This is a genomic window from Pseudomonas sp. GM84, assembly GCF_000282535.1.
Classification (GTDB): Bacteria; Pseudomonadota; Gammaproteobacteria; order Pseudomonadales; family Pseudomonadaceae; genus Aquipseudomonas.
Genome location: NZ_AKJC01000325.1, coordinates 1 through 16,829 on the forward strand (window position 1 = coordinate 1; position 16,829 = coordinate 16,829).

Sequence of the window (16,829 nt, forward strand, 5' to 3'; positions counted from 1 at the left end):
AGCCGGCTCCCACAGGGAATCGGCGGCGACGCGGACATTGTGGGAGCCGGCTTGTCGTGGCGACGAACCGCGGCGATGGGCTGCAAAGCAGCCCAAAAACCCCCTCGCATTTACGCTACAATCCCGCCCTTGTCGTTCAGCACTGCTACAGGATCATCCATGTCGGTTCCCTTCGTTCACCTGCGCGTCCACTCCGAATTCTCGCTGGTTGACGGCCTGGTGCGTATCAAGCCGCTGGCCAAGGCGCTGGCGGGGATGAACATGCCAGCGGTGGCGATCACCGACCAGAGCAACATGTGCTCGCTGGTAAAGTTCTACAAGACCGCCATGGGAGCCGGTATCAAGCCGATCTCCGGTGCCGACCTGTGGCTGGCCGGCGCCGACCCGGAGGCGCCGCTGTCGCGCATCTGCTTCCTGGCGATGAACCCCAAGGGCTATCGCAACCTCACCGAGCTGATTTCGCGGGGCTGGACCGACGGCCAGCGCAATGGCCTGGTCATCCTCCAGCGTGACTGGATCGCCCCGGCCAGCGAAGGCCTGATTGCCCTTTCCGCAGGCAAGGAAGGCGATATCGGCATGGCCCTGATGGCCGGCAGGGACGACGAAGCCGAAGCGCTGCTGGGCGACTGGATGAGCATGTTCCCCGAGCGCTTCTACGTCGAAGTCCAGCGCACCAATCGCGCCGGTGACGAAACGTACGTTCACGCTGCCGTGGCCCTGGCCGACAAGCTCGGTGCGCCGCTGGTGGCGACCAACGACGTGCGGTTCATCAAGCAGTCCGACTTCGATGCCCACGAAACCCGTGTCTGCATCGGCGAAGGCTGGACCCTCGACGACCCACGCCGTCCACGTGGCTACAGCGACCAGCAGTACCTCAAGTCGGCCGAGGAAATGGCCGAGCTGTTCAGCGACCTGCCTGACGCCATCGCCAACACGGTCGAGATCGCCAAGCGTTGCAACATCCAGGTGCAGTTGGGCAAGTACTTCCTGCCTGACTTCCCGACGCCCAATGGCATGGGCATCGACGATTACCTGCGCCACGTTTCCCACGAAGGCCTGGAAGAGCGTCTGGCGGTGCTCTGGCCCAAGGAAACCACGCCGAATTACGAAGAGAAGCGGCAGGTCTACCTGGATCGCCTGAAGTTCGAGCTGGACATCATCATCCAGATGGGCTTCCCCGGTTACTTCCTGATCGTTATGGACTTCATCAAGTGGGCCAAGAACAACGGCGTGCCGGTCGGCCCTGGCCGGGGTTCGGGTGCGGGTTCCCTGGTGGCCTACGTGCTGAAGATCACCGACCTGGATCCGCTGGCCTACGACCTGCTGTTCGAACGATTCCTCAACCCTGAACGTGTATCCATGCCCGACTTCGACGTCGACTTCTGCATGGATGGCCGGGACCGGGTGATCGATTACGTGGCCGAAGCCTATGGCCGCAACGCGGTCAGCCAGATCATCACCTTCGGCACCATGGCTGCCAAGGCGGTGGTGCGAGACGTGGCGCGGGTGCAGGGCAAGTCCTACGGCCTGGCCGACCGCCTGTCGAAGATGATCCCGTTCGAAGTGGGCATGACCCTGGAGAAGGCCTACGAGCAGGAAGAGATCCTGCGCGACTTCCTCAAGGGCGACGAAGATGCCCGCGAAATCTGGGACATGGCGCTCAAGCTCGAAGGCGTCACCCGGGGTACCGGCAAACACGCCGGTGGTGTGGTTATCGCCCCGACCAAGCTCACCGACTTCTCGCCGATCGCCTGTGACGAAGAGGGCGGCGGCCTGGTGACCCAGTTCGACAAGGACGACGTCGAGGCGGCGGGCCTCGTGAAGTTCGACTTCCTCGGCCTGCGTACCCTGACCATCATCAAGTGGGCGATGGAGACGATCAACCGCGAGCAGGCCAAGAACAACCTGCCCGACCTCAACATCGACTTCATTCCGCTGGATGACCGCAAGACCTACGAGCTGTTGCAAAAGGCCGAGACCACGGCGGTGTTCCAGCTCGAATCGCGCGGCATGAAAGAGCTGATCAAGAAGCTCAAGCCCGACTGCCTGGAAGACCTCATCGCTCTGGTGGCACTGTTCCGCCCAGGTCCGTTGCAGTCGGGCATGGTGGACGACTTCATCAACCGTAAGCACGGCCGCGCCGAGCTGGCCTACCCGCACTCCGACTACCAGTACGAAGGGCTCAAGCCTGTGCTGGCGCCGACCTACGGCATCATCCTGTATCAGGAACAGGTGATGCAGATTGCCCAGGTCATGGCCGGCTATACCCTAGGCGGCGCCGACATGCTGCGTCGGGCCATGGGTAAGAAAAAGCCCGAGGAGATGGCCAAGCAGCGCGGTGGTTTCATCGAAGGTTGTGTCGCCAACAATATCGAGGCGGACCTGGCCGGTAACATCTTCGACCTGGTAGAGAAGTTCGCCGGTTACGGCTTCAACAAATCCCACTCGGCGGCCTATGGCCTGGTCTCCTACCAGACCGCCTGGCTCAAGACGCACTACCCGGCGCCGTTCATGGCCGCGGTACTGTCGGCGGACATGCACAACACCGACAAGGTGGTAGTGCTGATCGAGGAAGTGCGCAGCATGAAGCTGCGCCTCGATGCGCCGGACGTGAATGCCTCCGAGTTCAAGTTCACGGTCAATGACGACGGCCGCATCATCTATGGCCTGGGCGCCATCAAGGGTGTCGGTGAAGGCCCGGTGGAGGCGATCGTCGAAGCGCGCACCCAGGGCGGGCCATTCAAGGACCTGTTCGACTTCTGCGAGCGCGTCGACCTCAAGCGCGTCAACAAGCGTACCCTCGATGCGCTGATTCGCAGTGGCGCGCTGGACCGCCTCGGGCCGCACTTCCATGATGAGATCAAGGCTTACCACGCCAGTATCGACGTCAATCGCGCCACTTTGCTGTCGGCCCTGGAAGAGGCCATCAAGGCTGCCGAGCAGACCGCGCGCACCGCTGACAGCGGTCACGTCGACCTGTTCGGCGGGCTGTTCGTCGAGGAGGACTCCGACGTCTATGCCAACCATCGCAAGGTGCGCGAACTTACCCTGAAGGAGCGCCTGAAGGGCGAGAAGGACACCCTTGGGGTCTACCTCACCGGCCACCCGATCGATGAATATGAGGGCGAGATCCGCCGCTTCGCACGCCAGCGCATCATCGATCTGAAGCCGTCTCGCGAGACGCAGACCATCGCCGGGATGATCATTGCGCTGCGTGTGATGAAGAACAAGAAGGGCGACAAGATGGGCTTCGTCACCCTGGACGACCGCTCTGGACGCATCGAGGCGTCGCTGTTCGCCGATACCTACATGGGCGCCCAGGCGCTGTTGCAGAACGATGCGATGGTGGTGGTCGAGGGCGAGGTCAGCAATGACGACTTCTCCGGTGGCCTGCGCCTGCGCGTGAAGCAGGTGATGACCATGGAGGATGCCCGTACCAAGCTGGCCGAGAGCCTGCGCCTGAAGGTGGCCCATGATGCCCTCAAGGGCGATCGCCTGAACTGGCTGGGCGAGCTGATCACCCGCCACCGCGGCGGATGCCCGATCACGCTCGAGTACACAGGCAGCGACGCCAAGGCCATGCTGCAGTTCGGCGACCAATGGTCGATCGACCCGGCCGATGGCCTGATTCAGGCGCTGCGTGACCAGTTCGGGCGTGAGAACGTCTTCCTGCAATATCGTTGAACCGACCAAATTTAATCTCGACCTGAATGCGCCTGATCCCTTAAGGTAAGGCGCCAAACGGATCAACCGGCCGGCCGCCTGGCCGTAGACCCAAGACGGATGACTATGAACCCGAATTTTCTCGATTTCGAACAGCCGATTGCCGACCTGCAAGCCAAGATTGAAGGGCTGCGCCTGGTAGGCAACGACAACTCGCTGAACATCAGCGATGAAATTGCCCGTCTGCAAGACAAGAGCAACACCCTGACCGAAAGCATCTTCGGCAACCTGACCAGCTGGCAGATCGCGCGCCTTGCCCGCCATCCGCGTCGTCCCTACACCCTGGACTACCTGGATCACATCTTCACCGAGTTCGAAGAGCTGCACGGCGATCGCCACTTCTCCGACGACGCCGCCATCGTAGGCGGTACCGCACGCCTGGATGGCAAGGCGGTGATGGTCATCGGTCACCAGAAGGGCCGCGAAGTGCGCGAAAAGGTTCGCCGCAACTTCGGTATGCCGCGCCCTGAAGGCTACCGCAAGGCCTGCCGCCTGATGGAAATGGCCGAGCGCTTCAAGATGCCGATCCTGACCTTCATCGACACCCCGGGCGCCTACCCGGGCATCGACGCCGAAGAGCGCAACCAGAGCGAAGCGATCGCCTGGAACCTGCGCGTCATGGCGCGCCTGAAAACCCCGATCATCGCCACCGTGATCGGTGAAGGTGGCTCCGGCGGTGCACTGGCCATCGGTGTCTGCGACCAGCTGAACATGCTGCAGTACTCCACCTACTCGGTGATCTCGCCGGAAGGCTGCGCCTCGATCCTGTGGAAGACTGCCGACCGTGCAGCTGACGCAGCCGAGGCCATGGGTATTACTGCCGAGCGCCTGAAGAGCCTGAACATCGTCGACAAGGTCATCCAGGAGCCGTTGGGCGGCGCCCACCGTGACCCGGCGAAGATGTCCGAAAGCATTCGCGCCGACCTGGTCCAGCAGCTGGACATGCTCGGCAAGTTCGACCACGACGCGCTGCTGGCCCGTCGTTACGAGCGCCTGATGAGCTACGGCCTCTGATAGAGCCTGGGGCCGCTTTGCGGCCCAATCGCCGGCAAACCGGCTCCCACACTTCCCCCTGTGGGAGCCGGCTTGCCGGCCATTGGGGTGCAAAGCGCCCCCGGCAATCTCAAGCCAAGTGAGGCCCCCATGATCAACCTCACCCCCTGGCTCAATGCCCCTGCCTGGCACATCGCCTTCTCTGGCGGCCTCGATTCCACCGTCCTCCTGCACCTGTTGGCCGACTACGCCCACAGCCACGCAACCCCTCCGCTGCACGCCATCCACGTCCACCATGGCCTGCAAGGCGCCGCCGATACCTGGCCAGACCATTGCAAGGCTGTCTGTGAACGGCTGGGCATCGAACTCGCGGTCATCCGCGTCCAGGTCGCCTCCGGCCCCAGTCTTGAGCAAGCGGCCCGCGATGCCCGCTACGCGGCATTCAAGCGCATTCTCGGCCCCGGCGAGGTGCTGTTCACCGGCCAACATCGCGAAGATCAGGCCGAAACCCTGCTTTTCCGTCTTCTGCGCGGTGCCGGCCTGCGAGGGCTATCCGCGATGCCGGAGCAGCGTCCGCTGGGGCAGGGCAGGCTGGTCCGGCCGTTGCTGACGACTTCACGCAAACAGCTGCACGACTATGCCCAAGCCCACGGGTTGATCTGGATCGAGGACCCTTCCAACAGCGACACGACCTTTGCCCGCAATTTCCTGCGCGGCGAAGTGTTCCCGCTGCTGCAGCAGCGTTGGCCACAGGCCAGCCAGAACCTTGCCCGCTGTGCCGAGCACCTGGGCGAAGCACAGGGGCTGCTCGACGAGCTGGCCGAGGGCGACCTGGCAGTGGCCGGGGAGGGCGCACCCGATAACTGGCCAGGGCTGGACTCCCTCGACCTTGCGCCGCTTGTCGCGTTGTCGCCTGCGCGCCAGCGCAATGCGTTGCAGTATTGGCTAGCCCCGCGAACCCGGTTGCCGGACACCCGTCACTGGGCCGGCTGGGCAGATCTGCGCGACGCTGCAGTCGACGCCCGACCCGTGTGGCAGCTGACAGACGGTCACCTTGTGCGCAGTCACGGCCGGATCTGGTGGCTGAGTGGCGACTGGTTGCAGCCTGTCACTGGGGCGCTGTGCTGGGGCCAGCCCGAGACCCCTTTGTCGCTGCCCGGCAACGGCCGTGTCCAACTGCAGGGGCATGCCCATGGCGATCTGCATATCGCCTACCGTCAGGGCGGCGAATGGCTGGACGTCCCAGGCCGCGGCCGACGCGACCTCAAGCGCCTGCTCAACGAGCTGCAGGTACCGCACTTCGTGCGCCCGCGCCTGCCATTGCTGTACTGCGGCGAGCGCTTGCTGGCGGTGGCCAACCTGCCTGCGCTCGGGCAGGCGGATTGCCAGCTGCACTGGCAGCTGCCGACGAACGCGCAAGGTTTGAGCTGAAGGGTACATTCCGGTAGACTACCCTCCCTTCTTGATACAACTTCTGTGGCTTCCTCGGAAACACGGCAGTTGCCGATTACCACGCAGTTTTTTGCTGGGCTGATTCTGGAAATGACGAGCGAGCTCCATGCCGGGGATACCCCTGGTCTGTACAGACGCGGCAGTTTTTCGAGATGCACTGTGATTGACGCAGGTGATCGGGGGCTTCGGCCTTCCTTCGCTTTCTCCGGCGGCGCAAACCGCCTTAACGCAGACTTCTAGGGTTTTTCATGACGCGCTACATATTCGTCACGGGCGGTGTTGTTTCTTCATTGGGGAAAGGCATTGCCTCGGCTTCCCTGGCGGCCATCCTGGAAGCGCGGGGGCTCAAGGTCACCATGCTCAAGCTGGATCCGTACATCAACGTCGATCCTGGCACCATGAGCCCGTTCCAGCATGGTGAGGTGTTCGTCACCCACGACGGCGCCGAGACCGACCTTGACCTGGGCCACTATGAGCGGTTCATCCGCACCACCATGACCCAGAACAACAACTTCACCACGGGCCGTATCTACGAGCACGTGCTGCGCAAGGAGCGCCGTGGTGACTACCTGGGCGCGACCATCCAGGTCATCCCGCACATCACCGACGAAATCAAGCGTCGCATCATCAAGGGTGCCGGCGACGCCGACGTGGCCCTGGTGGAAATCGGCGGTACCGTGGGCGACATCGAGTCGCAGCCGTTCCTCGAGGCGATCCGCCAGCTGCGTGTCGAAGTGGGCTCCAAGCGCGCCATGCTGATGCACCTGACCCTGGTTCCGTACATCGCTACCGCTGGCGAAACCAAGACCAAGCCGACCCAGCACTCGGTCAAGGAGCTGCGCTCCATCGGCCTGCAACCTGACGTGCTGATCTGCCGTTCCGACCACCCGGTCGATGCTTCGTCGCGCCGCAAGATCGCGTTGTTCACCAACGTCGAAGAGCGTGCGGTCATCTCCCTGGAAGACGTCGACACCATCTACAAGATCCCGGGTGTGCTGCATGCCCAGGGCCTGGACGATTTCGTCGTCGAGCGCTTCGGCCTGCAATGCAATGGCGCCGACCTGTCCGAATGGGACAAGGTAGTCGATGCCAAGCTCAACCCTGAGCACGAAGTGACCATCGCCATGGTCGGCAAGTACATGGAGCTGCTGGACGCGTACAAGTCGCTGATCGAAGCGATGAGCCACGCCGGCATCACCAACCGCACCAAGGTCAACCTGCGCTACATCGACTCGGAAGACATCGAGAACCAGGGCACCAGCCTGCTGGAAGGCGCCGATGCCATCCTGGTACCGGGCGGTTTCGGCCTGCGCGGCGTGGAAGGCAAGATCACCGCGGTGCAATACGCCCGTGAGAACAAGGTGCCGTACCTGGGTATCTGCCTGGGCATGCAGGTGGCCGTGATCGAGTTTGCCCGTAACGTGATGGGCTGGAAAGACGCCAACTCCACCGAGTTCGACCGCAACGGCGGCCACCCGGTAGTCGGCCTGATCACCGAGTGGGCCGATGCCACCGGTGCCGTCGAGACCCGTACCGAAGCTTCCGACCTGGGTGGCACCATGCGCCTGGGTGCGCAGGACTGCCAGCTGACTGCCGGTTCCAAGGTGCACGACTGCTACGGCAAGGACGTGATCACCGAGCGCCACCGCCACCGCTACGAAGTGAACAACAACCTGCTGCCGCAACTGGTCGACGCTGGCCTGGTGGTTTCGGGCCGTTCCGAAGACGGTGCGCTGGTCGAAGTGGTCGAGTCCAAGGACCACCCATGGTTCGTTGCCTGCCAGTTCCACCCGGAGTTCACCTCCACCCCGCGTGACGGTCACCCGCTGTTCAGCGGCTTCGTCAAGGCGGCCCTGGCCCAGAAGAACAAGGCCTGACCTCAGGCTTTGATGAGTTTTCCGACGGTAGAAACCGCGCAAAGCTCATTTCTCGGGTAAAGTACCGCCCGTTCTGCCCCTGACCCGCCGGTCAGGGGCTGCTTCTGCCAGGCCTGCCTGCTGCATATCCGCCTGGCACAAGGCAAGAATTTCCTAAAGCTGCGTTGTTTTCGTCAATTCTGGAGTGCTTACAACAATGGCAAAAATCGTCGACATCAAAGGTCGTGAAGTTCTCGATTCGCGTGGCAACCCCACCGTGGAAGCCGATGTACTGCTCGACAACGGCATCATCGGCAGCGCTTGCGCGCCGTCCGGTGCTTCCACCGGCTCGCGCGAAGCGCTGGAGCTGCGTGATGGCGACAAGAGCCGTTACCTGGGCAAGGGCGTGCTGAAGGCAGTCGCCAACATCAACGGCCCTATCCGTGACCTGCTGCTGGGCAAGGATCCTTCCGACCAGAAGGCCCTGGACCGCGCCATGATCGAACTGGACGGTACCGAGAACAAGGCCAAGCTGGGCGCCAACGCCATCCTCGCCGTCTCCCTGGCTGCCGCCAAGGCCGCTGCCCAGGACCAGGACCTGCCGCTGTACGCGCACATCGCCAACCTCAACGGCACCCCTGGCCAGTACTCGATGCCGGTTCCGATGATGAACATCATCAACGGTGGCGAGCACGCCGACAACAACGTCGACATCCAGGAGTTCATGGTTCAGCCGGTTGGCGCCAAGACCTTCTCCGATGGCCTGCGCATGGGCACCGAGATCTTCCACCACCTCAAGGCTGTGCTGAAGGCTCGTGGCCTGAACACCGCCGTGGGTGACGAAGGTGGCTTCGCCCCGAACCTGGCTTCCAACGAAGACGCCCTGGCTGCCATTGCCGAAGCCGTCGAGAAAGCCGGCTACAAGCTGGGCACCGACGTGACCCTGGCCCTGGACTGCGCGGCTTCCGAATTCTACGAAGACGGCAAGTACAACCTGTCCGGTGAAGGCAAGTCGTTCGACGCCGAAGGCTTCGCCGAGTACCTGAAAGGCCTGACCGAGCGCTTCCCGATCATCTCGATCGAAGATGGCCTGGACGAGTCCGACTGGGCTGGCTGGAAAATCCTGACCGACAAGATCGGCGAGAAGGTCCAACTGGTCGGTGACGACCTGTTCGTGACCAACACCAAGATCCTCAAGGAAGGCATCGAGAAGGGCATCGGTAACTCGATCCTGATCAAGTTCAACCAGATCGGTTCGCTGACCGAAACCCTGGAAGCCATCCAGATGGCCAAGGCTGCTGGCTACACCGCGGTGATTTCGCACCGTTCCGGTGAAACCGAAGACTCGACCATCGCCGACCTGGCCGTCGGTACCGCTGCTGGCCAGATCAAGACTGGCTCGCTGTGCCGTTCCGACCGCGTTTCCAAGTACAACCAGCTGCTGCGCATCGAAGAGCAACTGGGTGCCAAAGCGGTTTACCGTGGTCGTGCCGAGTTTCGCGGCTAAGCAAGAGATGGTAAAAAGACAGCAGCCGAGGCTGTCGGAACTTTCGTGCTGAAATTTCCGACGCTTCAAGCGGGTTTCTGTCTACGAAGCCTGGCCTCGGCCAGGCTTTGTGCTATTTGAGACTTGCCCCGGTGCGGCGGTCTTTTTAACCTGGATACCTTGATGCGCAGTCCCTATTGGTTGTTCCTTGTCCTGCTCCTGCTGCTCGGTGGCCTGCAGTACCGCCTTTGGGTGGGTAATGGCAGCCTGGCGCAAGTGACCGAGCTCAAGCAGCAGATCGACGAGCAGCATGCCGAGAACGAGCGGCTGCTGGAGCGTAATCGCGTGCTCGACGCCGAGGTGCTGGAGCTCAAGAAAGGTATGGAGACCGTGGAAGAACGGGCTCGTCATGAATTGGGAATGGTCAAAGAGGGCGAAACCCTCTTCCAGCTGCCGCAAAAATGAATGAAATGCTACCGGCCTTCTGGGCCGTGATTCCTGCCGCGGGCGTAGGTGCTCGCATGGCTGCCGATCGCCCCAAGCAATACCTGCAACTGGCGGGGCAGACCCTTCTCGAGCACAGCCTCGACTGTTTTCTCGGCCACCCCGCGCTCAAGGGCGTGGTGGTCAGCATTGCTGAAGACGACCCTTACTGGCCTGGCTTGCCCTGTGCCAGCGACCCGCGCATCCAGCGCGCGTCGGGTGGGCGCGAGCGTGCCGACTCGGTGCTCAATGCCTTGCTGTTGCTGCATGCCCAAGGGGCCGCGGACAGCGACTGGGTGTTGGTGCACGATGCGGCGCGGCCGAACCTGGCGCGTACGGACCTGGACCGTTTGTTGTCGGAATTGGCTGATGATCCGGTAGGTGGACTGCTGGCAGTTCCCGCGCGCGATACGCTCAAGCGCGCGGACGCCAAAGGCCGGGTCAGTGCTACCGTCGACCGCAGCACTATCTGGCAGGCGTATACGCCGCAGATGTTCCGCCTGGGTGCCTTGCACAGGGCACTGGCCGAGTGCCTGGTGTCCGATGTGGTGGTGACCGATGAAGCGTCCGCCATCGAATGGTCCGGCCAGGCGCCGCGGCTGATCGAAGGGCGCAGCGACAACATCAAGGTGACCCGGCCGGAAGACCTGGAGTGGTTGCGCCAGCGTTGGGCCGGGCGTCGCTGAGTAGTCTGTACCGGCCTCTTCGCGGGACAAGCCCGCTCCCACAAGGACATGCAAGCCCTGTGGGAGCGGGCTTGTCCCGCGAAGAGGCCAGCAACTCCAGCTCATGCCATCAGCCCCCCCGATACTCCGGCAACCCCGCCAACCCCTCCTTCAGATAGTCCACCAGCCGCCGAACCTTCGGCGACAGATGCCGTTGCTGCGGATACAACGCCCACACCGCCGTATTCGGCGGTTGATGCGCCTCCAGCAGCGACACCAGCGCACCACTGTTCAGATGCTCCAGCACGTAGTAATCCGGCAGCTGGCACAACCCCATGCCCAATAGCGCCGCATCCAGCACCGCCTGCCCGCTGTTGCAGCGCCAGTTGCCCTGTACCCGCTGACTGATTTCCCGGCCATCCTGCTGCAGCGCCCACAGGTCGGAACTCCCCACCAGGCAGTTGTGCCGAGCCAGTTCCGACAGGCTGTGCGGCCTGCCGTACCGTTCGAGATAGCCCGGTGAAGCGCACAGGTACATGCGCCGTGGTGCCAGGCGGGTAGCCACCAGCCGAGAGTCGGCGAGCCGGCCCAGGCGGATGGCCAGGTCCATGCCTTCGTGCAGCAGGTCCAAGGTGCGATTGCTCAGTTCCACCTCCACCCGCAACTGCGGATACAGCGCCATGAAGCGGGTCACCAACGGCACGATGAAACGCTCGCCGTAGGCCACCGCGCAGGTCATGCGCAGCAACCCCTTGGGCTCGCTGGCGAGGTCGCCCATGGCCCGCAATGCCTCCTCGCGCCCGTCCTGCAGGCGCTGGCAATGTTGCAGGAACGTCTGCCCGGCTTCGCTCAAGGTCACGCGTCGGGTGCTGCGGTACAGCAATCGCGTCTGCAGGCGTTCTTCCAGCCGGGCGATCTGCCGGCTGATATGCGACGACGAAACACCCAGGCGTTCGGCCGCCGCAGTGAACTGGCCAGACTCGGCCACGGCGACGAATTCGTCGATCCCTTCCCAGCGACTGGTCATGGATTATCCCTGAATGGCAATAATGTTTTGTCTTTGCCTGGATTATTCATCAAATCAGCGTCAATTACACTGCAAGACTGAACCGAACCTCTGCCTGGAGATCCCCATGATCAAGTCCCGTGCTGCCGTTGCCTTCGAGGCCAAGAAACCCCTGGAAATCGTCGAAGTGGACGTGGCCATGCCCAAGGCTGGCGAAGTGCTGCTGCGCGTGGTGGCCAGTGGTGTCTGCCACACCGATGCCTACACCCTGTCCGGTGCCGACCCTGAAGGTATCTTCCCGTCGATTCTCGGCCATGAGGGTGGCGCGATCGTCGAGGCAGTGGGCGAGGGTGTCACCTCGGTGGCCGTTGGCGACCACGTGATCCCGCTGTATACCCCCGAATGCAGCCAGTGCAAGTTCTGCCGCTCGGGCAAGACCAACCTGTGCCAGGCCATTCGCGCCACCCAGGGCAAGGGCCTGATGCCGGATGGCACCACGCGGTTCTCCTACAAGGGGCAGCAGCTGTTCCACTACATGGGCACCTCGACCTTCTCCGAGTACACCGTGCTGCCGGAAATTTCCGTGGCCAAGATCCAGAAGGAAGCCCCGCTGGAGAAGGTCTGCCTGCTCGGCTGCGGCGTCACCACCGGTATCGGTGCGGTGCTCAATACCGCCAAGGTCCAGCCCGGTGACACCGTGGCCATCTTCGGCCTGGGCGGCATCGGCCTGTCGGCCGTGATCGGCGCGGTCAAGGCCAAGGCCTCGCGCATCATTGCCATCGACATCAACCCGGCCAAGTTCGAAATCGCCCGCCAGCTGGGCGCTACCGACTGCATCAACCCGAAAGACTACGACCGTCCGATCCAGGAAGTGATCGTCGACCTCACCGACGGCGGCGTGGACTTCTCCTTCGAATGTATCGGCAACGTGCAACTGATGCGCGCGGCCCTGGAATGCTGCCACAAGGGCTGGGGCGAGTCGGTGATCATCGGCGTGGCCGGTGCCGGGCAGGAAATCGCCACACGTCCGTTCCAGCTGGTGACCGGGCGTGTCTGGCGCGGTTCGGCCTTCGGTGGCGTGCGCGGCCGCAGCGAACTGCCAAGCTACGTGGAAATGTCCGAGAAGGGCGAGATTCCACTGGATACCTTCATCACCCATACCATGGGCCTTGAAGACATCAACAAAGCCTTCGACCTGATGCACGAAGGCAAGAGCATCCGCAGCGTGATCCACTTCTGAGGTCCGTCATGAGCCTGGATAACATTTCCTGCCAGAAGAGCTTCGGCGGCTGGCACAAGCGTTACCGGCATCACTCCAAGGTGCTGGGGTGCGACATGGTGTTCGCCGTCTATCTGCCACCGCAGGCCGAGCAGGGCGAGAAGCTGCCGGTGCTGTACTGGCTCAGCGGCCTGACCTGTACCGACGAGAACTTCATGCAGAAGGCCGGTGCCCAGCGCCTGGCTGCCGAGCTTGGCCTGATCATCGTCGCCCCCGACACCAGCCCGCGTGGCGAGCAGGTGCCGGGCGACCCGGACGGGGCCTGGGACTTTGGCCTGGGTGCTGGCTTCTATCTCAACGCCACCCAGCAGCCCTGGGCGCAGCACTACCGCATGCACGATTATGTGGTGCAGGAGCTGCCGGCACTGATCGAGGCGCACTTCCCGGCCTCTGATCAGCGCAGTATCAGCGGCCACTCCATGGGCGGGCACGGCGCACTGGTGTGCGCCTTGCGCAACCCGGGGCGCTACCGCTCGGTGTCGGCGTTTTCGCCGATCAGCAACCCGATGGACTGCCCATGGGGCGAGAAGGCCTTCAGCCGTTACCTGGGTGAAGACCGTGCTCGCTGGCGCGAGTGGGATGCCAGTGTGCTGCTGGCCGAAACCCCGATAGGCGAGTGCCCGCCGATGCTGGTGGACCAGGGTGATCGTGATGACTTCCTGGAGAAGCAGCTCAAGCCTGAAACGCTGGAGCAGGCGGCACGCAAAGGAGGGCATGATCTGACCCTGCGCCTGCAGCCCGGCTACGACCACAGCTATTACTTCATCGCCAGCTTCATCGATGAGCATTTGCGCCATCACGCGATGGCACTGGGCCGCCTGTAACGCCTCGCTCGGCGTGGGAGTCGGCTTGCCGGCGATGGGCTGCGAAGCAGCCCCAATACGGCATAAAGCAGGTAGAATCACGCCCTGACTCTATCAGGGCGTTTTTCTATGCGTATTGGCCACGGCTACGATGTGCACCGTTTCTGCGACGGTGATTTCATTACCCTGGGAGGGGTGCGTATCCCCCACAAATACGGCCTCCTGGCCCATTCCGACGGCGACGTGCTGCTGCACGCCCTGAGCGATGCCTTGCTTGGCGCTGCGGCGCTGGGTGACATCGGCAAGCACTTTCCCGACACCGATCCGCAGTTCAAGGGCGCCGACAGCCGCGTGCTGCTGCGCCACGTAGTCGGCATCGTCCTGGCCAAGGGCTGGAAGGTCGGCAACGTCGACGCCACCATCGTTGCCCAGGCGCCGAAGATGGCCCCGCATATCGAAACCATGCGCCAACTGATCGCCGAAGACCTGCAGGTCGAGCTCGACCAGGTCAACGTCAAGGCGACCACCACCGAAAAACTCGGCTTCACCGGTCGCGAGGAGGGCATCGCCGTGCATGCGGTAGCCCTGCTGCTGCCAGCATGACCGAACTGGATCTGCTGGGCCCGCGCGCATCGGGTGAATCACTGGGCACCGCCGTGCTCAAGGCGGTGGCGGAAGACTTTCAGGTCGACGAAGTGCTGGACATTCCATTGTCCGGCCAGGGCGAGCACCTGTGGCTGTGGGTCGAGAAGCGCGACCTCAACACCGAAGAAGCGGCCCGTCGCCTGGCGCGTGCTGCAGGTGTGCCGGCGCGCGCCATCAGCTATGCCGGCCTCAAGGACCGCCAGGCCCTGACCCGCCAGTGGTTCAGCCTGCACCTGCCAGGCAAGGCCGACCCCGATCTGTCGCGCGCCGAGGACGAAACCCTGCGCGTACTCAAGCAGGTGCGCCACCAGCGCAAACTGCAACGCGGGGCCCATTCGGCGAACGGCTTCACCCTGCGCCTGACTGCGTTGGCGGCTGATCACCAGGCGCTGGATGCGCGGCTGGAATCCCTCAAGCAACACGGCGTACCCAACTACTTCGGTAGCCAGCGGTTCGGCCATGGCGGCGGCAACGTTCACGATGCCCAGGACTGGGCGGCGCGCAAGGCCCTGCCAGAGCAGCGCAACGTGCGTTCGCGCCTGCTCTCGGCGGCGCGCAGTTATGTGTTCAACCAGGTGCTGGCGGCGCGTGTTGCCGATGGCAGCTGGCAGCGCGCCCAGGTCGGCGACCTGCTGGCGTTCACCGACAGCCGCAGTTTCTTTCCGGCAGGCGAACAGGAATGCTCAGACCCGCGTCTGGCCATTCTCGACTTGCACCCGACCGGCGCCATGTGGGGCGAAGGGCCTTCGCCTGCGGCCGGTGCCACCGGCGCGTTGGAGTCGGCGATCGCCGCGCAGCACCCGGCCCTTTGCCAATGGCTGGCCAATGCAGGCATGAGTCACGAACGGCGAATCCTGCGGCTCCCTATTGGCGGCCTGACGTGGCATTATCCCGAGCCTGATATCCTGCAACTGGAATTCGTCCTTCCGGCCGGATGCTTCGCCACCGTGGTGGTGCGCGAACTCGTCGATCTGGTGCCGGCAGGGCAGACGGACAGCCCATGCGTATTCTGATTTCGAATGATGACGGTGTTACCGCACCTGGCCTCGCCGCACTTCATGGTGCGCTGGCGGATTATGCCGAGTGCGTGGTGATCGCCCCAGATCAAGACAAGAGCGGCGCTGGCAGTTCGCTGACGCTGGACCGGCCGCTGCACCCGCAGACTTTGGCCAACGGCTTCATCAGCCTCAATGGCACGCCCACCGATTGCGTGCACCTGGGGTTGAACGGCTTGTTGCCTGAGCCCCCGGACATGGTCGTTTCGGGTATCAACCTGGGCGCCAACCTGGGTGATGACGTGATCTATTCCGGCACGGTCGCCGCCGCGCTGGAAGGACGCTTCCTGGGGGGCACGTCGCTGGCATTCTCGCTGTTGTCGCGCTTGCCCGACAACCTGCCGACCGCGGCCTTCATCGCTCGCCGCCTGGTGGAAGCGCAGTCGCGCCTGGAGCTGCCTCCGCGCACCGTGCTCAACGTCAACATCCCCAACCTGCCGCTGGAGCACATCCGTGGTATCCAGCTCACCCGCCTCGGTCATCGGGCGCGGGCGGCGGCTCCGACAAAGGTGGTCAACCCGCGTGGCAAGGAGGGATACTGGATTGCGGTGGCCGGCGATGCCGAGGACGGCGGGCCTGGCACCGACTTCCATGCGGTGATGCAAGGTTACGTCTCTATTACTCCGTTGCAGCTGGATCGCACCTTCAATGATGCCTTCGAGCAGCTCCACGGTTGGCTGGAGGGCCTGCTCTGATGCGTGAACAGGACGATCTGCAGCATCGTGGTATCGGCATGACCTCCCAGCGAACCCGGGAGCGCCTGATCCAGCGCCTGTGCGAGGAAGGGGTGTCCAACCCCAAGGTGCTCGATGCCATCCGTCGTACCCCGCGCCACCTGTTCGTCGATGAGGCCCTGGCCCATCGCGCCTACGAAGACACCGCGTTGCCGATCGGGCACAACCAGACCATCTCCCAGCCGTTCATGGTCGCGCACATGAGCGAACTGCTGCTGGAGGCCGGGCCGCTGGACAAGGTGCTGGAGATCGGCACCGGCTCTGGCTATCAGACCGCGATCCTGGCCCAGCTGGTCGAACGGGTTTTCTCGGTAGAACGAATCAAGGTCCTGCAGGACCGGGCCAAGGAACGCCTGCTCGAGCTCAACCTGCGCAACGTGGTATTTCGCTGGGGCGACGGTTGCGATGGCTGGCAGGCGCTGGCCCCCTACAATGGCATCATCGTCACAGCGGTGGCCCCGGAAGTGCCGCAGGCCTTGCTTGACCAACTGGCACCAGGCGGTCGCATGGTGATCCCGGTGGGGCCGGCTGGCGAGGTGCAACACCTGATGCTGATCGTCCGTGAAGAGCAGGGTTTTTCCCAGCGCGTATTGGGCGCGGTGCGTTTCGTGCCATTGCTCAATGGCCCGTTGGCCTGAGCCAGACGGAA

General features: G+C 63.4%; 14 protein-coding genes. 13 read left to right on the forward strand and 1 reads right to left on the reverse strand.

The genetic code is table 11. From position 1 onward, the window contains the following. Positions 1 to 159: 159 nt before the first annotated feature. The 7 genes from dnaE to ispD all read left to right on the forward strand — a co-directional run bounded on the left by dnaE (position 160) and on the right by ispD (position 10,679). Positions 160 to 3,684 carry a DNA polymerase III subunit alpha gene (gene dnaE, locus PMI38_RS23305; RefSeq protein ID WP_008099627.1) on the forward strand — a complete coding sequence of 1,175 codons (3,525 nt, stop codon included), beginning with the start codon at positions 160 to 162 and terminating at the stop codon, positions 3,682 to 3,684. Positions 3,685 to 3,789: 105 nt separating this feature from the next. Then, complete coding sequence (locus tag PMI38_RS23310; RefSeq protein ID WP_008099630.1) at positions 3,790 to 4,737, forward strand: acetyl-CoA carboxylase carboxyltransferase subunit alpha; 948 nt, start codon at positions 3,790 to 3,792, stop codon at positions 4,735 to 4,737. A 129-nt stretch (positions 4,738 to 4,866) separates the two neighbouring features. Next, on the forward strand, positions 4,867 to 6,147 hold the full coding sequence (gene tilS, locus PMI38_RS23315) for a tRNA lysidine(34) synthetase TilS (RefSeq protein ID WP_008099632.1): 1,281 nt from the start codon (positions 4,867 to 4,869) through the stop codon (positions 6,145 to 6,147). A 269-nt stretch (positions 6,148 to 6,416) separates the two neighbouring features. Continuing rightward, positions 6,417 to 8,045 (forward strand): CTP synthase, encoded by a 1,629-nt coding sequence (locus PMI38_RS23320; protein ID WP_008099634.1) that lies wholly within the window; start codon positions 6,417 to 6,419, stop codon positions 8,043 to 8,045. A gap of 196 nt (positions 8,046 to 8,241) precedes the next feature. Next, a complete protein-coding gene (eno, locus tag PMI38_RS23325; RefSeq protein ID WP_008099635.1) occupies positions 8,242 to 9,531 on the forward strand; it encodes a phosphopyruvate hydratase in 1,290 nt (429 codons plus the stop codon). 162 nt (positions 9,532 to 9,693) lie between these two features. Beyond that, positions 9,694 to 9,975 carry a cell division protein FtsB gene (gene ftsB, locus PMI38_RS23330; protein ID WP_008099637.1) on the forward strand — a complete coding sequence of 94 codons (282 nt, stop codon included), beginning with the start codon at positions 9,694 to 9,696 and terminating at the stop codon, positions 9,973 to 9,975. Beyond that, positions 9,972 to 10,679, forward strand: a complete 708-nt coding sequence (ispD, locus tag PMI38_RS23335) for a 2-C-methyl-D-erythritol 4-phosphate cytidylyltransferase (RefSeq protein ID WP_008099639.1) — start codon at positions 9,972 to 9,974, stop codon at positions 10,677 to 10,679. Before ftsB ends, ispD begins: the two co-directional genes overlap by 4 nt. A gap of 109 nt (positions 10,680 to 10,788) precedes the next feature. On the opposite strand, the gene PMI38_RS23340 is transcribed toward ispD, so the two are convergent. Next, entirely contained in the window at positions 10,789 to 11,685 is an 897-nt protein-coding gene (locus tag PMI38_RS23340) for a LysR substrate-binding domain-containing protein (RefSeq protein WP_008099641.1), read from the reverse strand. Between the two features lie 106 nt (positions 11,686 to 11,791). On the opposite strand from PMI38_RS23340, the gene PMI38_RS23345 reads away from it, so the two are divergent. From PMI38_RS23345 to PMI38_RS23370, 6 genes are all read left to right on the forward strand, one after another. Beyond that, positions 11,792 to 12,904 carry an S-(hydroxymethyl)glutathione dehydrogenase/class III alcohol dehydrogenase gene (locus tag PMI38_RS23345; RefSeq protein WP_008099643.1) on the forward strand — a complete coding sequence of 371 codons (1,113 nt, stop codon included), beginning with the start codon at positions 11,792 to 11,794 and terminating at the stop codon, positions 12,902 to 12,904. 8 nt (positions 12,905 to 12,912) lie between these two features. Continuing rightward, positions 12,913 to 13,767 (forward strand): S-formylglutathione hydrolase, encoded by an 855-nt coding sequence (gene fghA / locus PMI38_RS23350; RefSeq protein ID WP_008099645.1) that lies wholly within the window; start codon positions 12,913 to 12,915, stop codon positions 13,765 to 13,767. Between the two features lie 108 nt (positions 13,768 to 13,875). Next, positions 13,876 to 14,349 carry a 2-C-methyl-D-erythritol 2,4-cyclodiphosphate synthase gene (gene ispF, locus PMI38_RS23355; protein WP_008099647.1) on the forward strand — a complete coding sequence of 158 codons (474 nt, stop codon included), beginning with the start codon at positions 13,876 to 13,878 and terminating at the stop codon, positions 14,347 to 14,349. Beyond that, on the forward strand, positions 14,346 to 15,404 hold the full coding sequence (truD, locus tag PMI38_RS23360) for a tRNA pseudouridine(13) synthase TruD (RefSeq protein ID WP_008099649.1): 1,059 nt from the start codon (positions 14,346 to 14,348) through the stop codon (positions 15,402 to 15,404). Before ispF ends, truD begins: the two co-directional genes overlap by 4 nt. Continuing rightward, complete coding sequence (gene surE / locus PMI38_RS23365) at positions 15,392 to 16,141, forward strand: 5'/3'-nucleotidase SurE (RefSeq protein ID WP_008099650.1); 750 nt, start codon at positions 15,392 to 15,394, stop codon at positions 16,139 to 16,141. The genes truD and surE overlap by 13 nt, the downstream gene beginning before the upstream one ends. A 38-nt stretch (positions 16,142 to 16,179) precedes the next feature. Further along, positions 16,180 to 16,818 (forward strand): protein-L-isoaspartate(D-aspartate) O-methyltransferase, encoded by a 639-nt coding sequence (locus PMI38_RS23370; protein WP_162130469.1) that lies wholly within the window; start codon positions 16,180 to 16,182, stop codon positions 16,816 to 16,818. Positions 16,819 to 16,829 lie beyond the last annotated feature (11 nt).